Annotated in this window: 23 protein-coding genes; 15 read left to right on the top strand and 8 right to left on the bottom strand. The window is 62.9% G+C overall.

Annotated elements, in window-relative coordinates; translation table 11 throughout:
- Positions 1-2: 2 nt before the first annotated feature.
- On the bottom strand, positions 3-887 hold the full coding sequence (locus V1278_RS33450) for an amidohydrolase family protein (RefSeq protein WP_057838072.1): 885 nt from the start codon (positions 885-887) through the stop codon (positions 3-5).
- Between the two features lie 106 nt (positions 888-993).
- Between V1278_RS33450 and V1278_RS33445 the strand changes: the two genes are divergently transcribed.
- The 4 genes from V1278_RS33445 to V1278_RS33430 all read left to right on the top strand — a co-directional run bounded on the left by V1278_RS33445 (position 994) and on the right by V1278_RS33430 (position 3064).
- Positions 994-1470, top strand: a complete 477-nt coding sequence (locus V1278_RS33445; protein ID WP_334383654.1) for a MaoC family dehydratase — start codon at positions 994-996, stop codon at positions 1468-1470.
- 14 nt (positions 1471-1484) lie between these two features.
- A complete protein-coding gene (locus V1278_RS33440) occupies positions 1485-1934 on the top strand; it encodes a MaoC family dehydratase (RefSeq protein WP_334383653.1) in 450 nt (149 codons plus the stop codon).
- 255 nt (positions 1935-2189) lie between these two features.
- Entirely contained in the window at positions 2190-2315 is a 126-nt protein-coding gene (gene ykgO, locus V1278_RS33435) for a type B 50S ribosomal protein L36 (RefSeq protein ID WP_002718645.1), read from the top strand.
- Positions 2316-2464: 149 nt separating this feature from the next.
- Positions 2465-3064: a tetratricopeptide repeat protein gene (locus tag V1278_RS33430; protein ID WP_442894655.1), complete on the top strand. Its 600-nt coding sequence runs from the start codon at positions 2465-2467 to the stop codon at positions 3062-3064.
- Between the two features lie 180 nt (positions 3065-3244).
- On the opposite strand, the gene V1278_RS33425 is transcribed toward V1278_RS33430, so the two are convergent.
- A complete protein-coding gene (locus V1278_RS33425; protein ID WP_028351545.1) occupies positions 3245-3424 on the bottom strand; it encodes a hypothetical protein in 180 nt (59 codons plus the stop codon).
- A gap of 263 nt (positions 3425-3687) precedes the next feature.
- Here V1278_RS33425 and V1278_RS33420 point away from each other — a divergent pair, with 263 nt between their 5' ends.
- Positions 3688-4653 carry an alpha/beta fold hydrolase gene (locus V1278_RS33420; protein ID WP_334383651.1) on the top strand — a complete coding sequence of 322 codons (966 nt, stop codon included), beginning with the start codon at positions 3688-3690 and terminating at the stop codon, positions 4651-4653.
- A gap of 127 nt (positions 4654-4780) precedes the next feature.
- On the top strand, positions 4781-5074 hold the full coding sequence (locus V1278_RS33415) for an antibiotic biosynthesis monooxygenase (protein WP_334366701.1): 294 nt from the start codon (positions 4781-4783) through the stop codon (positions 5072-5074).
- A 228-nt stretch (positions 5075-5302) separates the two neighbouring features.
- On the opposite strand, the gene cycA is transcribed toward V1278_RS33415, so the two are convergent.
- Positions 5303-5695, bottom strand: coding sequence for a cytochrome c-550 CycA (cycA, locus tag V1278_RS33410; protein ID WP_334366702.1), 393 nt, complete (start codon positions 5693-5695; stop codon positions 5303-5305).
- Between the two features lie 225 nt (positions 5696-5920).
- Between cycA and V1278_RS33405 the strand changes: the two genes are divergently transcribed.
- Positions 5921-7414, top strand: coding sequence for an FAD-linked oxidase C-terminal domain-containing protein (locus V1278_RS33405; protein WP_334383650.1), 1494 nt, complete (start codon positions 5921-5923; stop codon positions 7412-7414).
- 84 nt (positions 7415-7498) lie between these two features.
- Here V1278_RS33405 and V1278_RS33400 read toward each other — a convergent pair whose 3' ends face one another.
- The 3 genes from V1278_RS33400 to V1278_RS33390 form a co-directional block, all read right to left on the bottom strand.
- A complete protein-coding gene (locus V1278_RS33400; RefSeq protein WP_334383649.1) occupies positions 7499-8209 on the bottom strand; it encodes an antibiotic biosynthesis monooxygenase family protein in 711 nt (236 codons plus the stop codon).
- A gap of 17 nt (positions 8210-8226) precedes the next feature.
- Positions 8227-9219, bottom strand: a complete 993-nt coding sequence (locus tag V1278_RS33395; RefSeq protein WP_334383648.1) for an alpha/beta hydrolase — start codon at positions 9217-9219, stop codon at positions 8227-8229.
- Positions 9220-9512: 293 nt separating this feature from the next.
- Positions 9513-10013, bottom strand: coding sequence for a putative quinol monooxygenase (locus tag V1278_RS33390; protein WP_334383647.1), 501 nt, complete (start codon positions 10011-10013; stop codon positions 9513-9515).
- Between the two features lie 187 nt (positions 10014-10200).
- Here V1278_RS33390 and V1278_RS33385 point away from each other — a divergent pair, with 187 nt between their 5' ends.
- The 6 genes from V1278_RS33385 to V1278_RS33360 all read left to right on the top strand — a co-directional run bounded on the left by V1278_RS33385 (position 10201) and on the right by V1278_RS33360 (position 15968).
- On the top strand, positions 10201-10890 hold the full coding sequence (locus V1278_RS33385) for an ArsR/SmtB family transcription factor (protein WP_334383646.1): 690 nt from the start codon (positions 10201-10203) through the stop codon (positions 10888-10890).
- Positions 10891-10923: 33 nt separating this feature from the next.
- On the top strand, positions 10924-12162 hold the full coding sequence (locus V1278_RS33380) for an FAD-binding protein (RefSeq protein WP_334383645.1): 1239 nt from the start codon (positions 10924-10926) through the stop codon (positions 12160-12162).
- On the top strand, positions 12159-13469 hold the full coding sequence (glcF, locus tag V1278_RS33375; RefSeq protein ID WP_334383644.1) for a glycolate oxidase subunit GlcF: 1311 nt from the start codon (positions 12159-12161) through the stop codon (positions 13467-13469). The genes V1278_RS33380 and glcF overlap by 4 nt, the downstream gene beginning before the upstream one ends.
- 221 nt (positions 13470-13690) lie before the next feature.
- A complete protein-coding gene (locus tag V1278_RS33370; protein ID WP_057841639.1) occupies positions 13691-14050 on the top strand; it encodes a hypothetical protein in 360 nt (119 codons plus the stop codon).
- 414 nt (positions 14051-14464) lie between these two features.
- Positions 14465-15454, top strand: a complete 990-nt coding sequence (locus tag V1278_RS33365) for a TorF family putative porin (protein ID WP_334366707.1) — start codon at positions 14465-14467, stop codon at positions 15452-15454.
- Positions 15455-15521: 67 nt separating this feature from the next.
- Entirely contained in the window at positions 15522-15968 is a 447-nt protein-coding gene (locus V1278_RS33360; RefSeq protein WP_334383643.1) for an HPP family protein, read from the top strand.
- Positions 15969-16057: 89 nt separating this feature from the next.
- On the opposite strand, the gene V1278_RS33355 is transcribed toward V1278_RS33360, so the two are convergent.
- The gene (locus tag V1278_RS33355) at positions 16058-17800 is read right to left on the bottom strand and encodes an ABC transporter ATP-binding protein/permease (protein ID WP_334383642.1); all 1743 of its coding nucleotides are present in this window, start codon (positions 17798-17800) and stop codon (positions 16058-16060) included.
- A gap of 289 nt (positions 17801-18089) precedes the next feature.
- Between V1278_RS33355 and V1278_RS33350 the strand changes: the two genes are divergently transcribed.
- Together V1278_RS33350 and V1278_RS33345 are read left to right on the top strand one after the other, a co-directional pair.
- Complete coding sequence (locus V1278_RS33350; protein ID WP_334383641.1) at positions 18090-19754, top strand: L-lactate permease; 1665 nt, start codon at positions 18090-18092, stop codon at positions 19752-19754.
- Positions 19755-19908: 154 nt separating this feature from the next.
- Positions 19909-20325, top strand: a complete 417-nt coding sequence (locus V1278_RS33345) for an META domain-containing protein (protein WP_334366711.1) — start codon at positions 19909-19911, stop codon at positions 20323-20325.
- A 13-nt stretch (positions 20326-20338) separates the two neighbouring features.
- Here the strand turns inward: V1278_RS33345 and V1278_RS33340 are convergent, their stop codons facing one another.
- The gene (locus tag V1278_RS33340; RefSeq protein ID WP_334383640.1) at positions 20339-20923 is read right to left on the bottom strand and encodes a hypothetical protein; all 585 of its coding nucleotides are present in this window, start codon (positions 20921-20923) and stop codon (positions 20339-20341) included.
- Between the last annotated feature and the right edge of the window lie 256 nt (positions 20924-21179).

Genomic DNA, 21179 nt, shown 5'->3' with positions numbered 1-21179 from the left:
CTTTAGATGCCCAAAATCTTCCTTGCGTTGGCTTTCATCACCTTCGGCCTGATCTCCTCGCGGATCTCGAGCTTGGCGAAATCCGCCAGCCAGCGGTCTGGCGTGATCACCGGCCAGTCCGAGCCGAACAGCATCTTGTCCTGCAAAATCGAGTTGATGTAGCGCACCAGAATCGGCGGAAAATATTTCGGCGACCAGCCGGAGAGGTCGATATAGACGTTCGGCTTGTGGGTCGCGACCGACAGCGCCTCTTCCTGCCAAGGGAAGGAGGGGTGCGCGAGGATGATCTTGAGGTCGGGGAAGTCAGCCGCGACGTCGTCCATGTACATCGGGTTGGAATATTTTAGGCGCATCCCCATGCCGCCAGGCATGCCGGAACCTACACCAGTCTGCCCGGTGTGAAACAATGCGATCGCACCGCCGTCGTTGATCGCTTCATAGAGCGGGTACGCCATGCGATCATTGGCGTAAAAGCCCTGCATGGTCGGATGGAATTTGAAGCCGCGGACGCCGTATTCCTCGATCAGCTTGCGCGCCTCGCGCACGCCGAGCTTTCCCTTGTGCGGATCGATCGAGACGAACGGGATCAAAACGTCGAGATGGTCGGAGGCGACCTCCAGCATCTCGTAATTGTTGTAGCGGCGGAAGCCGGTCTCGCGCTCGGCATCGACCGGAAAGATCACCGCCGCGATGTTCTTCGAGCGGTAATAGGCCGCAGTCTCCGGCACGGTTGGCGGATGCTTGTGCGGCGATTTGAAGTATTCGGCCATGCGCTCCTGAAAATCGTCATAGCCGTCGTCGCCATGCAGGCCGCAGGGCTCTTCCGCATGAGTGTGGATGTCGATCGCGACGACTTTCTCGATATCGGGCAGCTTGAGCTTGGGCATTTGAGTTTCCCGCCGGCTTGATTTTTGGGTCTGGAAAATTGATTATACTATATAACGAATTCCGCAAGGCGGCAGAAACAAAAGACGGAAAATAAGGGAGCACGGCATGGCCCAAACGCAGGCCTTCGAGACCGATTTCTGGAAAGACGCCAACTTGAGAAAGGTCTGGGACGACATCGTTCCCGGCGAGCCGCGCAAGACCATCCCCTACACGCTGACCAAAGAGGCGATCGAGCTGTACTGCAAATCGGTCGGCGAAAGTCATCCGATCTATTTCGACGAGGCCTATGCGAAGACCACGCGCTATGGGGGGCTGATCGCGCCGCCCTCGATCCACATCCTCTTGATGTTCTCCTGCACCCCGGCGGATGATTGGATGCGCTCGCCGGGCACCGTCAATGCCGGGCAATCCTGGAGCTACAACATTCCGGCGCGGCCGGGCGACGTCATCACCTTGCAGGCCCGCGCGCTCGACAAGTTCATCAAGCGCGAGCGGCTGTTCGTGGTGCACGACAACGTCTTCTTTAATCAGAAGGGCGACGTAATCTGTTCCGGCCGCGGCTGGACGATTCGGCCGATCTGAGCGGGGAGGTTGCGATGACCACGACGTTCGAAAAGCTCAGAGCCGGCGATGCCATCGACGGTCCCGCCTTCGCGGTTAGCCGCGAGTCCATCCGACTGTTTTGCGACGCATCGCTCGACTACAACCCGCTGCATCTCGACGACGAGTACATGAAGGGCAGTTTCGGCAAGACCAATTTCGGCGGCATCATCATGCACGGCATGAACAATTTTGGCCTGATCTCGCGCATGATCACCGACTGGGCGTACCCTGCAGGCGCGATCCAACGCCGGCTCGAGACGCGATGGGTCAAGCCGGTCAGGCCGGGCGATACCATCCAGCCCACCGGAATCATCAAGGCCAAGCAGGTGACCGAAAAATCCCGTTGGGTGATGATCGACGTGGTGGTGAAGAACCAGACGGGTGAAAAGGTCGCGACCGGCGAGGCCCTGGTCGAGTTCCCGCGCGACCTGTTCTGCCAGTGAATCCGGAGAGTCTCCGGAAGGCCAGTCGATTCGGTACCGGTCGGAATGCCGGGCACCGATCTGCCCGCGTTAGGTCCGGAACGGGACAGATGGACCCGAAAACGGCGCATCTGGATTGACATCCGCGCCCGCGCTGCTAGAAACCGCCCCGTCCCGGGCGGTCGGCCGCTTTTCGGGATTAATACCATTTTGCCACTTTCGGGTAGCTCAGGTTCGGGCCTCCAACACGGCCTTTCAAAGCATCAGGATTGTCCCATGAAGGTCCGTAACTCCTTGAAATCGCTGCGCGGCCGCCACCGCAACAACCGTCTGGTCCGCCGCAAGGGCCGGGTCTACGTGATCAACAAGGTGCAGCGCCGCTTCAAGGCCCGCCAGGGTTAATCCTGGCGGCCCAGCCGGCTTTTTTCTTCGCTTCACGGGTCTTTGACGATCTGCTGCTTTGCGGCGCGATTTTGCGCGTCTAGACTTGCTCCATGGTTTTGAGATTCCCAGGCGCCCGTAACTGCCGGATCGTGGTCCTCGCCGCTGTCATGACGGCCGTGCCGGCCGCTGCGTTTGCCCAGAACGACCCCAGGGTCATTCCTCCACCGAAATCCGAGAAGAAGTTACCGGAAGCGCCGAGCAAGCTTCCGAAGGTTGGCGCGGATCGCACCCGTGGGCTGGATTTCCTGTTCGGCGCCCTGAAAGCTGCCCCCGATGAAGCCAGCGCCAAACACGTCGAGGCGCGGATCTGGGCGCAGTGGATGCAGACGCCGAGCGACACGGCTGCGCTGTTGATGCTGCGCGCCAAGGCCGCGATGGATGCGCAGAAGATCGACGTCGCGCTAAAACTGCTGGATTCTCTCGTCAAACTGCGTCCCGATTACGTCGAGGCATGGAATCGTCGCGCCACGCTGTATTACCTGAAGAACGACTACACCCGTTCGCTCGAGGACATCCGGCAGGTGCTGATCCGCGAGCCCCGGCATTTCGGCGCGCTCGCCGGGCTTGGCATGATCATGCAGGAGATCGGCGACGAAAAGCGCGCGCTGGAAGCGTTCCGCAAGGCGCTGGCCGTCAATCCGCATCTCGAGAAGGTGCCGGAACTGGTCAATACGCTGACCGAAAAGGTCGAAGGCCGCGATATCTGAACTTTCGCGGCAACCAGGCCACCGCGAAAAGCTAGATCGTCACGAGCAATCCCCTCGTCGACGCCCAGGTCGGGCGGAAACATCTCATTCGGCACGCCGCCCGCAGAGACACCGGAAAATGAGCACCAACCAGAGTGCTCTTGAGCCGTTTGCGTCTTTGGAAGTCGGCTCACAAAGGACCTAGTGTACGGCGTTGCTGCCCCGGGCCAGACCGTCGAGGCCTACCGCCGCGTAGATTTGCGCCAACTCCGTCTCAAGCTGCTCGTTGACCCGCAGCAGCGCCTTGAGTGCGCCGCGGATGTCGCCATTGCAACTCGCTACGATCTGATCGATGGCGGCTTCGCTTGCGTCGGAAATCATGGGTAGTCCTCCGATGATACGCTGGAACAATTTGTAGTGAGCGCCCCTGTTCCTGTGGATGTTGGGTACAGTGCAAGCGCCTGGCTACCCCCCAATCAGGCACGCGCACACATGGCAAAAGTGGCAACGACACTGTACAAACTTGCTGATGACGTCAGTATGACCCCGCTATCCACAGGTTCGGCCCCCTGTGGACAGTCTCTAAAACCCGCGCCGGTCCGGGCCGTAGCTCGCTGGTGCAGAAAATCAGCCGGAAACTCTCGATGGTGGTGGTGATCCTAGTGGCGGCGCTGGCGGTGCTGGTGCTGGCCACGCAAGCCGGCGTTTTTCTCAGCGAACGGGCCCATCCGGCCCAGGGCCGGATGGTCGAGGTGGCGGGCGGAGCCCTGCATATCCTCGATATCGGTCCGCGCGATGCAGCGGGGCCGCCGGTCGTGATGCTGCACGGCGCCAGTTCCAATCTGGAAGTGATGCGGCAGCCGGTCGGGGAGCGGCTTGCCAGAAAGCACCGCGTGATCCTGATCGACCGTCCCGGGCATGGCTGGAGCACCCGCGCGCGCCTTCAGGACTCCACGCCCGACATTCAGGCCCGCATGATCGAGGAGGCGCTGGCCAAGCTCGGCGTCGGCCAGGCGATCTTTGTGGTGCATTCCTGGGCCGGCGCGTTGGGGGCGCGTATCGCGCTGGACTACCCGCAGGCTGTCGCCGGTTTGGTGATGCTCGCGCCGGTGGCCTATCCTTGGCCCGGCGGCGTCGGGCGCTACAACAAACTGATCGCCACGCCGGTGGTCGGCCCGCTGTTCGCCTACACCATCACGCTGCCGCTCGGAATGCTGCTGGCGGATTCGGGCGCGCGGGGCGTGTTCCTGCCGCAGACCATGCCGGATGGCTTTGTCAAAAACACCGCCACGCCGCTGTTGCTGCGGCCGCGCGAATTCATCGCCAATGCGCGCGATCTGGTGACGCTGAAAGCGGCGGTGGCCGAGCAGGCGCCGCGCTACGGCGAGATCAAGGCGCCCGTCACCATCATCACCGGCGACGCCGACAAGACGGTGTCGACCAACATCCACTCACGGCCGTTCGCTGCGGCCGCCCCGAACGTGAAACTGATCGTGCTGCCGGGCGTCGGTCACATGATCCAGAATGCGGTTCCCGATCTCGTCATTGCCGAAATCGAGGCGATGATCGGCGCGTTGCCGCCGAGTGTGGCGACCGCAGCGGCGCCTTGAGCGTGCGCGTGGCCTGACGGCATTGGATGAGATACGATCAACGCGCGCGGGATTCCGCTGCTCGTCCCGCGAGGGATGAAGCTTAAGAGTTGCGATATCGGGCAGCTTACGTTCGAGGGAGAGCCCCATGTACGCCGCCATTCGTCAGGGCAAGGCCAAGCCCGGCAAGGCCGAAGAGCTGACACGCAGAATCAAGGAGGGCGCGATTCCCGTCATCAGCGGCGTCGAGGGCTTCATGGGCTACTATGTGGTCTATGCGCCCGACGATACGGTGATCGCGATCAGCCTGTTCAACAACTATGCGGCCGCCGAGGAATCCAACAAGCGCGCGCTGGCGTGGATCGAACACGACCTGGCGCCGCTGTTGACCGGACCGGCCACCGCGATGGCCGGACCGGTGATCGTGCACACGCTGGCTTGAGGCTTGATGCGGCGAGCGCTGAGATCTCTCAATCAGAGCCGGGCTGCATTCTCACCCTCCCCTGGAGGGGCAGGGTCGGCTCACATGGAGCGTAGCGAGATGTGAGACGGGGTGGGGTGATCTCTCCACTCAGGCACTGTTGGGCGTGGAGAGACCGTCACCCCACCCCGCCGCTCATTACATGAGCATCGACCCTCCCCCTCCAGGGGAGGGTAAGAGGCCCAGCTCTCACTTCTGCTTCCCGTCCTTGTCGAACGAGGAGACATAGGCCCAGAGGTCGCCGGCTTCTTTCTCGTTCTTGATGCCGGCGAAGATCATCTTGGTGCCGGGAATCTTCGCCTTTGGATCCTTGATGTATTCGAGGAACACATCCTTGCCCCAGGTGATGCCGGAATTCTTGTTGGCTTCCGAATAGGCATAACCTTCGATGGTGCCGGACTTGCGGCCATCGAGCCCGTTCAGTACCGGGCCGACCTTGTTCTTGGCGCCCTCGCCGATCGCATGGCAGGCTAGGCATTTATTGAACGAGGTCTTGCCCGCGGCTGCGTCCTGCGCCAGCGCGCCCGATGACGCGGCCAATGAGGTAACGACGACCAGCGCGCTCAAAGTCGATATTTTCATGTGGTGCTCTTCGTTTCTTCCCAGAGAGGCGGATTTCTTGTGGCAGGCCCGCTTGGATTGGACAAGCCACGAAACTTTGACAGGTTTCACCATTGCCGACTTGTCCCAGAGAGAACTGATCGTTTGAGGCGTGGCAATCCGACCTTCGGATAGCCTACCCAAACCTTGGCAGACGTGCTTGATTTACCACCACAAATCGTTATTCGCCGGGCCTGGAGGATTCGCATGGCCATCATGATGCCGGCTTCCGATCAGGCGGTTCTGGAACGCCGGGATGCCATCGTTGCCGCTCTTCGCACGATCGTGCCGGGTGAGGGCGTGATCGACAGTGCGGCCGAGATGCTGGCCTATGAGTCCGATGGTCTCACCGCCTACCGGCAGCCGCCGATGGTCGTGGTGCTGCCCGATACCACGGAGCAGGTATCCAGGATTCTCAAATACTGCTTCGAACAGGGCATCAAGGTGGTGCCGCGCGGCTCCGGCACGTCACTGTCAGGCGGCGCTCTGCCGCTCGTGGACGGCGTGCTGCTGGGCTTGGGCAAGTTCAAACGCATCCGCGAGATTGATTTCGATAACCGCGTGGTGGTCACCGAACCCGGCGTCACCAACCTCGCCATCAGCCAGGCGGTGGCGCATGCCGGTTTCTATTACGCGCCCGATCCCTCCTCGCAGATCGCCTGCTCGATCGGCGGCAATGTCGCGGAGAATTCCGGCGGCGTGCATTGCCTGAAATACGGTATGACCACCAACAACGTGCTGGGCTGCGAGATCGTGCTGATGTCCGGCGAGATCCTGCGCATCGGTGGCAAGGCCGCCGAAAATTCTGGCTACGATTTGATGGGCATCATCACCGGCTCGGAGGGCCTGCTCGGCGTCATCACCGAGATCACGGTGCGAATCCTGCAGAAGCCGGAGACGGCCCGCGCCCTGATGGTCGGCTTCGCCGAGGTCGAGGCCGCCGGCGAATGCGTGGCACGGATCATTGGCGCCGGCATCATCCCCGGCGGCATGGAAATGATGGACAAGCCGGCGATCCACGCCGCCGAGGCTTTTGTTCACGCCGGCTATCCGCTCGATGTCGAGGCGCTTCTGATCATCGAGCTCGATGGTCCGAGCGTCGAGGTCGACGAATTGATCAAGCGGGTCGAGGCAATCGCGCAAGGTTGCGGCTCGACGAGCTGCCAGATTTCGACGTCGGAGGCCGAGCGCAATCTGTTCTGGGCCGGCCGCAAGGCGGCGTTTCCGGCGGTGGGGCGGATATCGCCGGACTATCTCTGCATGGACGGCACGATTCCGCGCGGTGCGCTGCCGAAGGCGCTCGCGCGCATCCGCGACCTCTCGGCGAAATACGATCTGCGCGTCGCCAATGTGTTCCACGCCGGCGACGGCAATCTGCACCCGTTGATCCTTTACGACGCCAATCAGCCCGGCGAGATGGAGCGGGCCGAGGCCTTCGGCGCTGATATCCTGCGCTGCTGCGTCGAGCTAGGCGGCGTGCTGACCGGCGAACACGGCGTCGGGATTGAGAAGCGCGACCTGATGGGTGAGATGTTCAACGAGATCGATCTCAACCAGCAGCAGCGGCTCAAATGCGCATTCGACTCACAAGGGCTGCTCAACCCCGGCAAGGTGTTTCCGACCTTGCATCGCTGCGCCGAACTCGGCCGCGTGCATGTGCATGGCGGCAAGCTGGCGTTTCCCGATGTTCCGCGCTTCTAACCAAGGTCGGTGAGTTCACATTTCATGATTCAACACGAGTGATTTACTCATCGGCGCAAGCTGACGTTTTCCGACCTTCGCGTTTTAGGCCGTCCGGTGCGCGGGCTCCGCATGCCGGGTTTCGCGCCCTTTGACGTCGGGATAGAATTGCGGCGCCTCCCGGCGATCGAAACGGCCATAGTCGCGCACCACGCGCACTTTGCGATGCCGCAGTTTTTCGACGCCGTCGAACGGCTTCGGTTGCCAGGTGTCCGCGGCCTTTATGTCCTTCCAGCCGACCAGTAGCGCCATCTTGCCTGGACTGTAGATGCTGGCCCACACATCGTATTCCGCAACCGCGTTGCCCTTCACGTCAAGGCCGAGATGCGCCGGCAACAGATCGATCTGGTTGGCAAAGGCCGCGCCTTTGATCGGCGTGATCTCAGTGAAGGTCATGACCTTGGCGTCCCCCACTTCGGTCTCGTCAAAACGCCGCTCCCGCACCGGGGCCTGCTTCGGCGGGTCGGTATCGGCGGTGACGTCGCCGACGCGCAAGTGATAGTCGGCAAAGATCTCGAACCGGCCCTTTTTCTGCACCGCGTGGTGCTCGCCCTCGGTCCGCCAGCGGACCACAGACTTTTCGTCGCGCCACGTCGAATGCGACAGCACCCAGCCGGGCCTGCGTTTGCTTTCGAACCGTTCGTTGTCGATGAAGCCCTCGATCGACTCCAGGATCGGCTTTAGGTGCTTGGCGAGTTCGAGGTAGTCCTCCTTGCGGCCGTCGTTCGGACGAACTTCGAAGATCACAGAGAACATGGTTGTTTCCTTTCCAGTCAGGTAGGCAACGCCGCGACATCGTCGCCGTGCAGGAAGCCGATGCTTTCGCGCCAGAGCGCCGAACGCATCGCTTCGAGGTGCATCAGATGGGTGCCGCGGCTGATCTTGATGTCGCGTTTGACTGGCGCCTGGGTGAAGGCGTCGAACAGCCAGCGCGGGTCGTCGTCGGGTATCAGCCCGTCCCATTCGCCGCGGATGATCGCGACCGGTGCGCGGACCGCCGCCGGATCGTAGGCAAGCGATCCATGCCAGGCCTCGAGGATTTCGCTGAACGGGCCGAGCGGCGTCTTGACGCCGAAGGGATCGCGCGAACGGCTGTCCGGATCGCTGTCGAGATAGAGTTTGCTCCATTCCTCGAAGTGCACACGCGAAAGCACGGGCTGCTCGTGGGCGGGAACATCCTCGATGAAGCGATTCCACTGGTCCTCCGAGGTCACGATGCGCCAGGCCGGAAATGCCGGCGGCGTCTCATAGCGCCGCGGCGCGCGGCGCGCGATCGGCGCGAACAGCACCAGCCGGTCGATCAGGGCCGGATGGGCGGCGGCAAAGATGCTGGCGGGCATCGATCCCCAGGAATGCGAGATGATTGACACTTTCTCGATGTTCTGATGGGCCAGGATGAACCGCACGGCGACCTCGATTTGCTTCGCGGCGTCTTGCGCGACGCAAAGCGGGGGATTGTCCCGTGCCGGATGCTCCATCTCGGGATAACGGTCGGAGTGGCCGAAGCCGTAAAAATCCAGACCCCAGACGTCATATCCGGCCTCACCCAGCGCATCGCGCCAGGATTTGCCGTCGAAGCGATGCGCGATCGAGAGGGCGGATGGAAATGTCGCGCCGTGGACATAGAGCACCGCGCGCCGCGGCTGAAAAACGCGGTTCACGGCCAGCAGGAAACGAAGGAACAGCGACAAACCCTGGCGGGGTCCCGGAAGGCGAAAATGCTGCTCGCTCGGATCGAGCCGGATGGCAGTTGAGAAATCTCTCATGGCTTGGCTCTGACTAGATATTTCCTGTGCTTGCACGGTGGTTTTCGAGCCTGGAGCATCTGCCGTTATGCGACGATCCACTCATACGCGCGGCAGCGGTTTCTACAGACCGGTTCGACGGCAATCTAAGTGGCAGCGCACGACTGCCGGCGTCGACGAGACCAATTGGCTTGATCTGTGTTCGGTTCGGCGAGATTGGCCCGGAAGAGTTCCGCGGGAGAACTGTCTTGAAACACCTGCTCCCGCGGAAGTTCTAGCGCCTTGGCCAGCGTCCTCGTCGCTCAAGCCTCGCGTCACAGCAGCGCGTATTGCGTGCGCTCGCGCCGCGCCAGAAGCGGCAGCGCCTGCTCGGCAATATAGGTCTTGAAGTGCGGGCTCTGCTGATGCTCGGCGAAGGCGGCCTCGTCGCGGAACAGCTCGTAAAACAGGAATTGCGCCGGATTGTCCCTGGCCTGGCTGATCAGGAACAGCTTTACGCCGTATTCGCGCTGTGCTTCGGGGAGGAATTGCTGGAGGATGTCGGCCACCTTGTCGGCCTGTCCTTGTTTCGCTTCCCACTCCGCAACCACCAAGAGGCCGCCGCCGCTCACGGCGTCGCTGATGGTTTCCTTGCTCATCACGTATTGCTTCATGTTGATCGCTCCCTGGTCTTGTTCGGATCGAGATGATGAAATTGCCAATGGCGAGAAATTGCTGATCGCCATTGCCGCCGCGAATGCTCCGATCGCGGATCGCCGGCTGAACGCAGCGTTCGCCGGCGGCGGCTCGCGCTGGCCGACATCTTGACGTTTCATGATGGTTTCCTTTCGGTTCGCCCTAAGCCCCCGGGCAACGCGACCCTGCACCGAGGGTTCGACAAATTCAATTCGGCCGCGGTCGAACTGTCGGTGTCGTGAACGCTTCGATCCGGACCGAAGCATCAATTCGGAACGTCAGGTGAGAAAGGCGCGTTGATGTCCCGATCGAACCAACGAGGTGGCCATGCCGACCATCGCCCCGCTTCTCGCCGAGGTCGCCCAATTGGTTGCGGACCCCGGTCGCGCCAACATGCTCTCGATGTTGATGGACGGGCGCGCACTCTCCGCAAGCGAGCTTGCTATCGTCGCCGGCGTCACCCCGCAGACCACGAGTTCGCACCTTGCCAAGCTGGTCAGGCGCGAGCTCTTGACCGTGGAGAGGCGCGGTCCGCGACGGTTCTACCGGCTGGCGACCCCGCTGGTCGCGCAGATGCTCGAGGTGATGATGACGGTCGCGGTGACCGGGCCGCCTCGTTTCCAGCTGCCGTCGAGGATTGACGCCGAGATGCGGCGGGCGCGAACCTGTTACGACCATCTTGCCGGCGAACTCGGCGTGGCGCTGACCGACGGCATGATCGAGCGCGGATACCTCGCGCTCGACGGCGACGCCGGCACGTTGACCGGGGAAGGATCCCAGTTCCTGTGCGGTCTCGGCGCCGATCTCAATTCACCTGCGCACAGCCGGCGGGCATTCTGCCGGCCGTGCCTCGACTGGAGCGAGCGGCGTCCGCATCTGGCCGGGCGCGTCGGCGCCTCGATCGCCAGGCTGGCATTCGATCGGGACTGGATCCGCAGGCGCCCGCAGGGCCGCTCGGTCGAAATCACTGACAACGGCATCGCAGCATTCAGGGATTTGTTCGGCGCGCGAATTTGATTTCGGCGGCGAATTTGGCTACGCACTAACCGCGTGGATACTCTCAAAGTACGTGACGCCAAGGACGTCGAGGAGGTGGTGCGGGCGGCGATCGCCGGCGAGCAGCCGCTTGAGATCGTCGGCCATGGCACCAAGCGTGGCATCGGCCAGCCGATGGCGACCAATGCCGTGCTCGATGTGTCGGCGCTGAACGCCGTCAGCGCCTATGAGCCGAACGAACTGATCATCACGGTGCAGGCCGGCGCCCCGCTCGCTGACGTGCAGTCGCTGATCGATTCCAAGAACCAGCAATTCGCCTTCGAGCCGATCGATACGTCCGCACTGACAGGCGTATCCGGCAACGGCACCATTGGAGGCATGATCGGCTCAGGTCTCGCCGGTCCGCGCCGCATCAAGGCCGGCGGCGCCCGCGATCACCTGCTGGGCGCGCATGCGGTGTCCGGCTTCGGCGACAGCTTCAAGACCGGCGGACGGGTGGTGAAGAACGTCACCGGCTACGATCTCTGCAAGCTCCTGACGGGGTCGTGGGGCACGCTGGCGGTCATGACCGAAGTCACGCTGAAGGTGATGCCGAAGCCTGAGAGCGAGCGCACGCTGGTGCTCGCAGGCCTCGACGACGTGGCCGCGAACCGGGCGATGACCGCAGCACTCGGCTCGCCGTTTGACGTCTCGGGCGCGGCGCACCTGCCGAATTCGGCGTTCCGCCCTGCGACCGGCGCGCTTGCGGATTTTGCCTCTCAGGGGCGGGCGGTCACGCTATTGCGGCTCGAAGGCATCGCAGCTTCGGTCGCGGATCGCGCCGCTTCGCTGGGCAAAGCGCTTGCGCCGTTCGGGTCGGTGGAAATGCTTGAGGACGCTGCCTCGGCAACACTCTGGAGCGCGATCCGTGACGCCGAACCTTTCGCCGCAAGCGGCGCGCTCGGCGCCTGGCCGGTGTGGCGGATCGTGTGTCCGCCGGCATCCGGCGGCGCGCTCGGGCAGGCGCTGGCGCGCGAGACCGGGGGTGACGTGATCTATGATTGGGGCGGCGGCCTGATCTGGGCGGCCTTGCCGCCCAAGCCGGACGCGCTAACCGCGATGGTGCGTCAGCGCGTCGAGGCGGCCGACGGCCACGCCTCGCTGATCCGCGCGTCCGAAGAGACCAGGCAAAATGTCGACGTCTTCCATCCGCAATCCGGCGGCATCGCCGCGCTGAGCGAGCGCGTGCGCCACAGCTTCGATCCGAAGATCATCCTCAACCGCGGCCGGATAGTGAGGGTATCTGTGTCATGAAAACCGAATTCTCACTGGCCCAGCTCGCCGATCCCGATATCGCCGAAGCCGACAAGATCCTGCGCGCCTGCGTGCATTGCGGCTTCTGCACCGCGACCTGTCCGACTTACGTTCTGCTCGGCGACGAGCTCGATAGCCCGCGCGGGCGCATCTACCTGATCAAGGAGATGCTGGAAAAGAACCGCCCGCCGACGGCGGAGGTGGTCAAGCATATCGACCGCTGCCTTTCCTGCCTGGCCTGCATGACGACCTGTCCGTCCGGCGTGCATTACATGCACCTGGTCGATCAGGCGCGGGTCCGGATCGAGCGCGACTATTCGCGGCCGTTGACCGAGCGGGCCTTGCGCGCGGTGCTGGCGCTGGTGCTGCCGCGGCCAGAGCTGTTTCGCGCCAGCATGATCATGGCGCGGCTCGCCCGCCCGTTCGCGGCCCTGCTGCCGACGAAGGCGGCCGCGACCCCCGGCCTGATGCGGCGAATCAAGGCGATGCTGGCGCTCGCGCCGAAACGCCTTCCGCCGCCGGGCCCCTCGGGCGGCAGCGTGTTTCCGGCCCAGGGCGAGAAGCGCGGGCGGGTCGCCCTATTGCAGGGCTGTGCCCAGCAGGTGCTGGCGCCGCGCATCAACCAGGCGGCCATCAATCTCCTGACGCGCCACGGCATCGAGGTCGTCCTGGTCAGGGACGAGCAATGCTGCGGCGCGCTCACCCACCACCTCGGGCAGGACGGCGACGCGCTGGCGCGGGCCCGCGCCAACATCACGCTGTGGAAAAAGGAGGCGGAACAAGGCGGCCTCGATGCCATCCTGATCACGGCGTCGGGCTGCGGCACGGTCATCAAGGACTATGGTTTCATGCTGCGCGAGGATCGCGATTTCGCTGGCCCCGCAGCGCAAATCTCTGCGCTGGCAAAGGATATCACCGAGTATCTCGCCGGCATCGCGCTCACGCCATCGAGCCAGAAAGGCGACGTGACGGTGGCCTATCACTCGGCCTGTTCGCTGCAGCATGGACAGAAAATCACAGCCCTTCCGAAAGAATTGCTTTCCAAGAATGGATTCGTGGTGAAAGATGTACCTGAGAGCCATTTGTGTTGCGGTTCGGCGGGGACCTACAACATTCTCCAGCCTGACATTGCGAGCAGGTTGCGCGATCGAAAGGTCGCCAACATTGCGACAGTCAAACCGGACATGATCGCTGCGGGCAATATTGGGTGCATGGTGCAAATTGCCGGCGGTACGTCAGTTCCTGTGGTGCACACGATTGAGCTTCTCGATTGGGCGACGGGAGGTCCCAGGCCAGGATTGAATTGATCGATCGGCCCTTGGGCATGATCCGGAAGGCCTGCTCCGCAGCTCGACAGCGGATCGGCATCCGGTTTTCCTCGGGGCAGGCGCGCGCTAAGCGTCTCGCCCGGAGATCATGCCCAGACAAGGATGGAGCGGGAGGGCACTTCGAAGAAGTGTCGCCCCGGTCTAGCCTGCGGACTATCGAAGCGCTCGACAGCATGGACAAGCGCAACAGGAGGACCACGATGGCGAAGAAGAGTAAGAAGGCGAAGAAGGCTAAAAAGGCCAAGAAGGCCGTAGCGGCGAAGAAGAAGTCCGCCAAGAAGTCGGCGAAGAAGGCTGCCAAGAAATCAGCGAAGAAGGGCGCCAAGAAATCGGCGAAGAAATCCGCCAAGAAGGCGGCCAAGAAGTCAAAGGCCGCACCGAAAAAGGCTGCAAAGAAGAGCCCGGCCAAGAAAAGGAAGGCGGCTGCCAAGCCTGCCGCTCCCCAGCCGCAGCCGGCGATGACGGAGCCCGAACCGGCGCCTGCGCCGAGCTGGGCTTCTCCGGAGCCGTCCAACCCGTCATGGGGATCGGGCTCCTCCAACGGCGGCGATCAGCACTAGCTCGCTCGCCGAGACCGGACATTTCGAGAGGCCGCAGCGTCCCACCCGCTGCGGCCTTTTCGTTGGGACTGGCCGAAAGGAGTGGCGAAGCGACCAGAGCGGTATTTTCACGGGGAGGTTGATTCGTAAGAGCCGCTCTCCGGTGTGTCACCGGTGCCGCGTTTTTCCGGTTCCGTACGTCGCCGGCCAATCAGGAAACCCGTAAAAACGTTGTGAGAATGCAACACCTGTCGAGAACATTTCTGGAAATGGCCTAAACGCCTAAAAAGGCGGCACGTGCTTGACTTTTTTGCTTCACGACCATGACGCTGCGGCCCACTCTGTGACCGCGTTAAGACATTTGGCCGCAGTCGGTTATCGCTTTGCCCGGGGGGCGCCGGAGCTGGACTGTCAAGAAGGGTGATGGGGATCGATATGAAGAAAGTGGCTTTGTTAGCAACGGCGCTGGCAATGGTGTCCGGTTCGGCTCTCGCCGCGGATCTGCGGGTGAAGGCCGTCAAGGCGCCGCCGCCGGTCGCGTTCGATCCCTGGGATATCGCCTTCGGCGCCGGGATCACCAACGACTACATCTTCCGCGGCATCACCCAGTCCAATCACAAGCCCTCGGTCAACGCCTATTTCGAGCCGCGCTACAACGTCACCAAGGACCTCCAGCTCTATGTTGGCTTGGGTGCCGCGAGCATCTCGTTCCCGAACCGCGCGGCCGCTGAAGTCGACGCTTACGGCGGTGTCCGCGCGACGTTTGGTGCTTTCGCTGTCGACGTCGGTGCCTGGGGCTACCTCTATCCGGGTGGCACCTGCCACTACGGTGCGGCAACTGACACTGCCGGCGTCCCGCTCAGCCTCGAATGCCAGACGAATGCTCTGCTCAACGGCAACGTCATCAAAAAGGACCTCAGCTTCTTCGAGGTCTATGGCAAGGTGAACTACACCTTCAACGACAACTTCTCGCTGGGCGGCAATGTCTATTATACGCCGAGCTTCCTCAACACCGGCGCCGAAGGCACCTACGCTTCGATCGTCGGCAAGGCGATCGCGCCGAGCGCCTGGTTCGGCGCCAGCGGCATCGGCATGTATGTGTCGGGTGAATTCGGCCGTCAGTGGCTCGGTACCTCCGACTCCTTCTACGGCGTGGCTGCGTTCCCGAACGGCATCAACTATGCCGATTACAACACCTGGAACATCGGCATTGGCTTCACCTACAAGGTGTTCACGCTGGACTTCCGTTACTCCGACACCAACCTGTCGCAGGGTGATTGTAACGCCTTCACGAGCGACCATACCGCGACGTTCAACGGTAGCTTCACGCCAATCAATCCGACTGGCGTTGGCTCCAAGTGGTGCGGCGCTGCCGGTATCGTCAAACTGTCGGCTGACCTGACCGCGATGACCAACCTGAAGTAAGATCTTCCTGTCGAAGACGAGGGGGCGGCAGAGCGATCTGCCGCCCCTTTTCTTTTGGGTAGCGCAGATGAAACGGGATTGGCGGCGCGCGGCGTATCGGGCGATCTCCCGCAACGATCACCGCAACGTTCTGGCCGGCGCGGTCGCGGGCCTCGGCGGCGCGATTGCCATCGGCGTCATGGAGTGGTTTTCGTTCGCCGCGCATTATCCGCTCGCGGTGATTCCGTTCGCCACCTCGATCGTGCTGGTGATCGGATCGCTTGACGTGGCGCCGGCGCAGCCGCGCGCCCTGATCGGCGGTCACGTGGTGTCGGCCCTGGTCGGCCTGATCGTGCTGAAGCTGACGGGACCGCAGGCCTGGGCAGCGGCCGCCGCCGTCGGCCTTTCGATTCTGGCGATGTACGTCACCGGGACCTTTCACCCGCCGGCAGGCATCAACCCGCTGCTGGTGGTCTCAGGCAATCTGCCCTGGACGTTCCTGCTCGCGCGGTGGTGGCCGGCGCGCTGCTGTTGACCGCGTTCTCCTACATCTGGCACCGCTGGGTGCGCCGCCAGCCATGGCCGCGGCGCTGGCTGTAGGGAAGGGACGATGCCGCACTACGGCTACGACGCCGCGGCGCTCTTGCTGTCCTGCAGCGCGAATCCGTCTCCCGCTCGGGCAAGCACGACATTGCGATCATGGAAGACGTCGAGCGTCGAACGATGGCCGATCGAGACGATGGTGGTCGCCGGCAATTTGGCCTCGAGCAGGCGATACAGCGCCGCCTCCGAAGGTTCGTCGAGCGACGCCGTCGCCTCGTCGAGGAACAGGTATTGCGGCACATGCAACAGCGCCCGTGCCAATCCAAGCCGCTGCTGCTCACCGAGCGACAGCGTCCGATTCCAGTGCCCGTGTTCATCGAGTTGCGACGCGAGCTTCGGCAGCCCGACCAATTCGAGTGTCTGGCTGATCTGCGCAGGCGTGAACGCGCCTTCCTTGGCCGGATATTCAACCGCCGCCCGTAGCGTCCCGGTCGGGAAATACGGCCGCTGCGGCAGCATCATCAATGTCGCCCCGGCAGGCACGGCGATCGAGCCAGAGCCGAACGGCCAGATGCCGGCGATGGCGCGGAACAGCGTGGATTTGCCGGAGCCGGACGGGCCGGTAACCAGCGTGCGCTCGCCTCTGCGCAAGCTGAATCCATCTGTGTTCAACAGCGGCGTTCCGTTCGGCAGACGCAGTGCCAATCCCTTGAGGTCGATGGCGCCTTCGCCCGCCTTGACCACGTGAATTCGCTCGCTGCGGGTTGCCAGTTCGCCCGCCGCCACGATCCCCGCCTCAAACCCGTCGAGGCGGTTGACCACGGCCTGCCATTCGGCAAGCTGACGATAGATGGAGATGAAGAACGACAGCGCGCCCTGCACGTTCGAAAACGCCGATGCGGTTTGCATCATGCCGCCGAGCTGAATCTTCTCGGCGAAATAGGCCGGTGCCACCAGTACATAGGGAAAGACCACGGAAGCCTGATTGTAGCTCGCCGTGAACGCCGTTATCTTCTTGGTCCGGCTCATGATGGCGAGCCAGTTCTCCACCACGCGTCCGAAGCGAACGAGCAGGCGCTCACGCTCGGCCTGCTCGCCGCGCAGCAGCGCGATCTGCTCGGAATTTTCGCGCACGCGCACCAGGTTGAAGCGAAAATCTGCTTCATATTGCTGCTGCCGGAAATCGAGGCCCACCAGCGGCCAGCCGATCAGGTGGGTCAGGATGGTGCCGAGCACCGAGTAGATCAATGCGCCCCAGACAAGGTAGCCGGGAATTGCATATTCCTGGCCGAACAGGTGCAGCGGTGCGGCGTTCGAAAGTGCCCAGAGTATGGCGACAAAGGATACCAGCGTAACAATCGAGTTCAGCAATCCCAGGCCAATGTTGAGCGTGCGATCGACGAACAGCTTGACGTCGTCGGTCATGCGCTGGTCGGGGTTGTCGGCCGCGTCCCCCTGAAGCTGCATCCGGTAGTGGTTGGCTTGACGTAGCCAGTCACCGAGATATTGCGCGGTCATCCAGCGCCGCCAGCGGATTTGCAGCCATTGATTGAGATAGAGCTGATAGACCGCCAGCACGACAAAGATGGTGACCACGACGCAGAAATAGATGATCTCGCTGACGAAGGAGTCCCAGTTGCGATCCTGCAGCGCGTTGTAGAAGCGGGCGTTCCACTGAGTGATCAGGACGTTGATGGCGACGATGGCAAGCTCGATGGCGATCACCGCGGCCAGCAAGCCGCGGCCGGCCCATTTGTCCTCGGAACGGAAATAGGGGGCGGAGATGCGCCACACCGTGGCGAGTGTCGAGCGGAGGTTTTTCACAGGATTGCCGTCTCCGGGATGGGGCTTAAGGCCCTGAAGGAATGGAGGAATCAGGCTCTACTACTAGGTTATGGATTTCGCCTGCCTGCGGCGGCTTGTCGCACCCTCGGCTAGACCCTAGCATGGCTGTGAGGGCGAGGGGCAGCGGCCATCGAACCTTCGCGAGGTTGTGAGCGTTGGCGGTGCCAGGGCTGCCCAACCCCGCTTTTCCAAGTTGTTCCCGCCAATCGCTCAACCCATGCCCGGCCACCCACGCTGGCGGGCCAACAACAATGTCGGGAGAACCGCAATGTGGGATCAAATCTATAATCCGCTTGGCAACACGGCATTGTCGACGATCGCCGCCGCCGTGCCTGTCGTCACGCTGTTGGTGCTGATTGCCAGTGGCAAGGTCAAGGCGCATCTCGCGGCCATCATTGCGCTGATCGCAGCCAACATCATCACGATAGGCATCTTCACCATGCCCGCCGGCATGTCGATCCGCGCCTCGTTGCTTGGCGTCGTGGTCGGCTTCTTCCCGATCGGCTGGATCGTTCTCAACGTCATCTTTCTGTATCGCATCACGGTCGAGACCGGGCGGTTCGAACTGCTGCAGCGGGCGATCGGCGGCGTCACCACCGACCGCAGGCTGCAGCTCCTGTTGATCGCGTTCGCGTTCGGCGCCTTCTTCGAAGGCGCCTCCGGCTTCGGCACGCCGGTCGCGATCACCGGCGCCGTCCTGATCGGGCTCGGCTTCTCGCCGCTGGCGGCCTCCGGCCTCTCGCTGATCGCCAACACCGCGCCGGTCGCCTACGGCGCACTGGGTACGCCGATCCAGGGGCTGGCGTCGGTGACCGGCCTCGATCCCTACGTGCTCGGCGCCATGGTCGGCCGGCAGTTGCCGTTCTTCTCGCTGATCGTCCCGTTCTGGCTGATCTGGGCGTTTGCAGGCTGGCGCGGCATGGTGGCGATCTGGCCGGCCATTCTCGTCACCGGCGTCTCCTTCGCAGTCCCGCAGTTCGTGATCTCGAACTTCATCAATCCCTGGATCGTCGATATCGGCGCCTCGCTGATCTCGATGGGCTGCCTGATCCTGTTCCTCAAAGTGTGGCAACCGCGCGAACTCTGGACGTCGCCCGCATTGCGCGGCCACGATGAATCGGCAGCGACCATGGCGCCGGCCAAGCCGCTGAATACGGCCAAGCTCAGCCAGGCGCAGCTCTGGAGCGCGCTGCTGCCGTGGATCATCGTCTGCGTCGTCATGCTGATCTGGGGCAGCGGCATGTTCAAGAACTGGGCGAATTCGATCTTCGTCTGGAAGTATCAGGTGCCCGAGCTGCACAACATGATCAACAAGGTGCCGCCGGTCGCCGCCAAGCCGACGCCGGAGGCCGCATTGTTCGACTTCACCTATCTGTCGTTCACCGGCACCGGCATGCTGATCGCCGCAATCATTTCAGGCTTCCTGATGGGCTTCTCGCCGGCGAAGATGATCGCCGAATACGGCCGCACCATCAGGCTGTGCGCGATCTCGCTGATCACGATCTCGGCGATGCTGGCCATCGGCACGCTGACGCGGCTCTCCGGCGTCGACGCCACGCTAGGCCTCGCCTTTGCCGCGACCGGCGTGCTCTATCCGTTCTTCGGCACGCTGCTCGGCTGGCTCGGCGTGGCGCTGACGGGATCTGATACCGCGTCCAACGTGCTGTTCGGCAATCTGCAGAAGATCACCTCCGAACAGCTCGGCCTGTCGCCGGTGCTGATGGCCGCCGCCAACTCGTCCGGCGGCGTCATGGGCAAGATGATCGACGCGCAATCGATTGTCGTCGCCTCGACCGCGACCAACTGGTACGGCCACGAAGGCTCGATCCTTCGCTACGTCTTCCTGCATTCGATCGTGCTGGCCTGCCTCGTCGGCGTGCTGGTAACGCTGCAGGCCTACGTCTATCCGTTCACGATGATGGTGCTGAAATAGGCGCTATCGACTCTCTCGCCAAAAATCCCCGCTGGCCGTCGCCCGCGGGGATTTTTTGTCGCGCGGCGCTGTCTTCGGACGGTCTAGCCAACGGCTCACTTGTCCAATAGAACGGCGCGCGGCGGTAGGGTCTGGAATTTTTTCGAGAGGTGGCATGATTTCATTCGCACGCACGGCCCGGGCAGGCGCCGCTTCGCTCTTGCTGATCGCGACGGTCCTGGCCTTCAGCCCGGCGCGCGCCGATGACGGCTTTCCGTTCGGGACGGAAATGCAGCTCGATGTCGGCCGCCAGCCCGGATCCAAGCGGATTCCCAATCTCGAGATCGGCGACAAGGGCGAGGTGGTCCTGGAACTCTGGTGCAAGGGCGGTAAGGGCCAGTTTTCGGTCGCTGGCAATACCGTGATCTTCGTTCCCGGCGCGATGGAGAACCGCACTTGTCCGCCGGATCACGCGCAGCAGGATGATGAGCTGATTGCAGCGCTCGCCGAGGCCGGCACCTGGAAGCGGCAGGGCGATTTCGTATCGTTCATCGGCGCAAAGACGCTGCGCTTCCGCATCAACACGAACTAAATCGGAACTTCGGTCAGGGCGTCGCGATCAGGCCGCTGGCGGTGGCAACAACCCAGCGTCCGCCCCAGCGCACGATCGATTCGACGCGTCCGATTCCGGGAATGGTGTCGCCGCGCGCGGCCATCCTGATACCGTCGGGGCCTTCGAGAACGGCGGTGCCATCCCGAACATCGACAACCGTCCAGCCGGAAATGGTGGTCGGCTTGGTTTCCGGCGCCGCCACCAAGGGCTGCGGCCGCATCGCAATCGGCGAGGCGCTCGCATTTGCCTGGGAGGCCGGGCCCGCAGACGGACGTGCACCGGCCGACAACACGGCGGACGGCTTGGGAATGCTTCCAACGATGGCGGGCGAGTCTGAGGTGGATGCGGTCTTCCGGGTGCCTTCAACCTTGCCGCTCGACCGTGCTTCAGCCATGCGCGGCGCGGGCGCTTGCGCAACAGTTTCAAGGCCGAGCGTGCCTGCCAACTCGGGCCAACTCAGGCCACCGGCCCATCCGAGCCCAAAGCTTGCCGCCACGGCCGCGGTGACCAGCAACACGTTGCGCGCCCGGTCGCGAAATGACTCCCGCACCACCAATACGTCATCGCGATCGGGCACGAGAAAATCCCACGAACCCGCCGGCTGCTCCGGCCCTCGGCCGTCAACCACATTCCCCGACAAGATGCTTTCAACGGTACTCGGCTCGCGGTCTTGCATGGTGTGACCCAGGTTCAGCTAGCCGATGATGTTCCTTTAAACTGAATCGAGTCTTAACAACCTGGCAATCGAACTGCTGCAGCGAGCCCGGTTGACAGGAAAGATGTTCGTCTGGGTCATTGGCGTCGAACCGTATGACGCGAAGCACCCAAAGCGG

Source organism: Bradyrhizobium sp. AZCC 1577 (assembly GCF_036924575.1).
Classification (GTDB): Bacteria; Pseudomonadota; Alphaproteobacteria; order Rhizobiales; family Xanthobacteraceae; genus Bradyrhizobium.
Note: the sequence above shows the minus strand (reverse complement) of the source record. Positions and strands in the feature narration are given on the sequence as shown.

Bases quoted from the DNA above. Each gene is read 5' to 3' on its own strand.
- V1278_RS33450 (WP_057838072.1), bottom strand. From the start codon at position 887: ATGCCCAAGCTCAAGCTGCCCGATATCGAGAAAGTCGTCGCGATCGAC.
- V1278_RS33445 (WP_334383654.1), top strand. From the start codon at position 994: ATGGCCCAAACGCAGGCCTTCGAGACCGATTTCTGGAAAGACGCCAAC.
- V1278_RS33440 (WP_334383653.1), top strand. From the start codon at position 1,485: ATGACCACGACGTTCGAAAAGCTCAGAGCCGGCGATGCCATCGACGGT.
- ykgO (WP_002718645.1), top strand. From the start codon at position 2,190: ATGAAGGTCCGTAACTCCTTGAAATCGCTGCGCGGCCGCCACCGCAAC.
- V1278_RS33430 (WP_442894655.1), top strand. From the start codon at position 2,465: ATGACGGCCGTGCCGGCCGCTGCGTTTGCCCAGAACGACCCCAGGGTC.
- V1278_RS33425 (WP_028351545.1), bottom strand. From the start codon at position 3,424: ATGATTTCCGACGCAAGCGAAGCCGCCATCGATCAGATCGTAGCGAGT.
- V1278_RS33420 (WP_334383651.1), top strand. From the start codon at position 3,688: ATGGTGGTGGTGATCCTAGTGGCGGCGCTGGCGGTGCTGGTGCTGGCC.
- V1278_RS33415 (WP_334366701.1), top strand. From the start codon at position 4,781: ATGTACGCCGCCATTCGTCAGGGCAAGGCCAAGCCCGGCAAGGCCGAA.
- cycA (WP_334366702.1), bottom strand. From the start codon at position 5,695: ATGAAAATATCGACTTTGAGCGCGCTGGTCGTCGTTACCTCATTGGCC.
- V1278_RS33405 (WP_334383650.1), top strand. From the start codon at position 5,921: ATGGCCATCATGATGCCGGCTTCCGATCAGGCGGTTCTGGAACGCCGG.
- V1278_RS33400 (WP_334383649.1), bottom strand. From the start codon at position 8,209: ATGTTCTCTGTGATCTTCGAAGTTCGTCCGAACGACGGCCGCAAGGAG.
- V1278_RS33395 (WP_334383648.1), bottom strand. From the start codon at position 9,219: ATGAGAGATTTCTCAACTGCCATCCGGCTCGATCCGAGCGAGCAGCAT.
- V1278_RS33390 (WP_334383647.1), bottom strand. From the start codon at position 10,013: ATGAAACGTCAAGATGTCGGCCAGCGCGAGCCGCCGCCGGCGAACGCT.
- V1278_RS33385 (WP_334383646.1), top strand. From the start codon at position 10,201: ATGCCGACCATCGCCCCGCTTCTCGCCGAGGTCGCCCAATTGGTTGCG.
- glcF (WP_334383644.1), top strand. From the start codon at position 12,159: ATGAAAACCGAATTCTCACTGGCCCAGCTCGCCGATCCCGATATCGCC.
- V1278_RS33370 (WP_057841639.1), top strand. From the start codon at position 13,691: ATGGCGAAGAAGAGTAAGAAGGCGAAGAAGGCTAAAAAGGCCAAGAAG.
- V1278_RS33365 (WP_334366707.1), top strand. From the start codon at position 14,465: ATGAAGAAAGTGGCTTTGTTAGCAACGGCGCTGGCAATGGTGTCCGGT.
- V1278_RS33360 (WP_334383643.1), top strand. From the start codon at position 15,522: ATGAAACGGGATTGGCGGCGCGCGGCGTATCGGGCGATCTCCCGCAAC.
- V1278_RS33350 (WP_334383641.1), top strand. From the start codon at position 18,090: ATGTGGGATCAAATCTATAATCCGCTTGGCAACACGGCATTGTCGACG.
- V1278_RS33345 (WP_334366711.1), top strand. From the start codon at position 19,909: ATGATTTCATTCGCACGCACGGCCCGGGCAGGCGCCGCTTCGCTCTTG.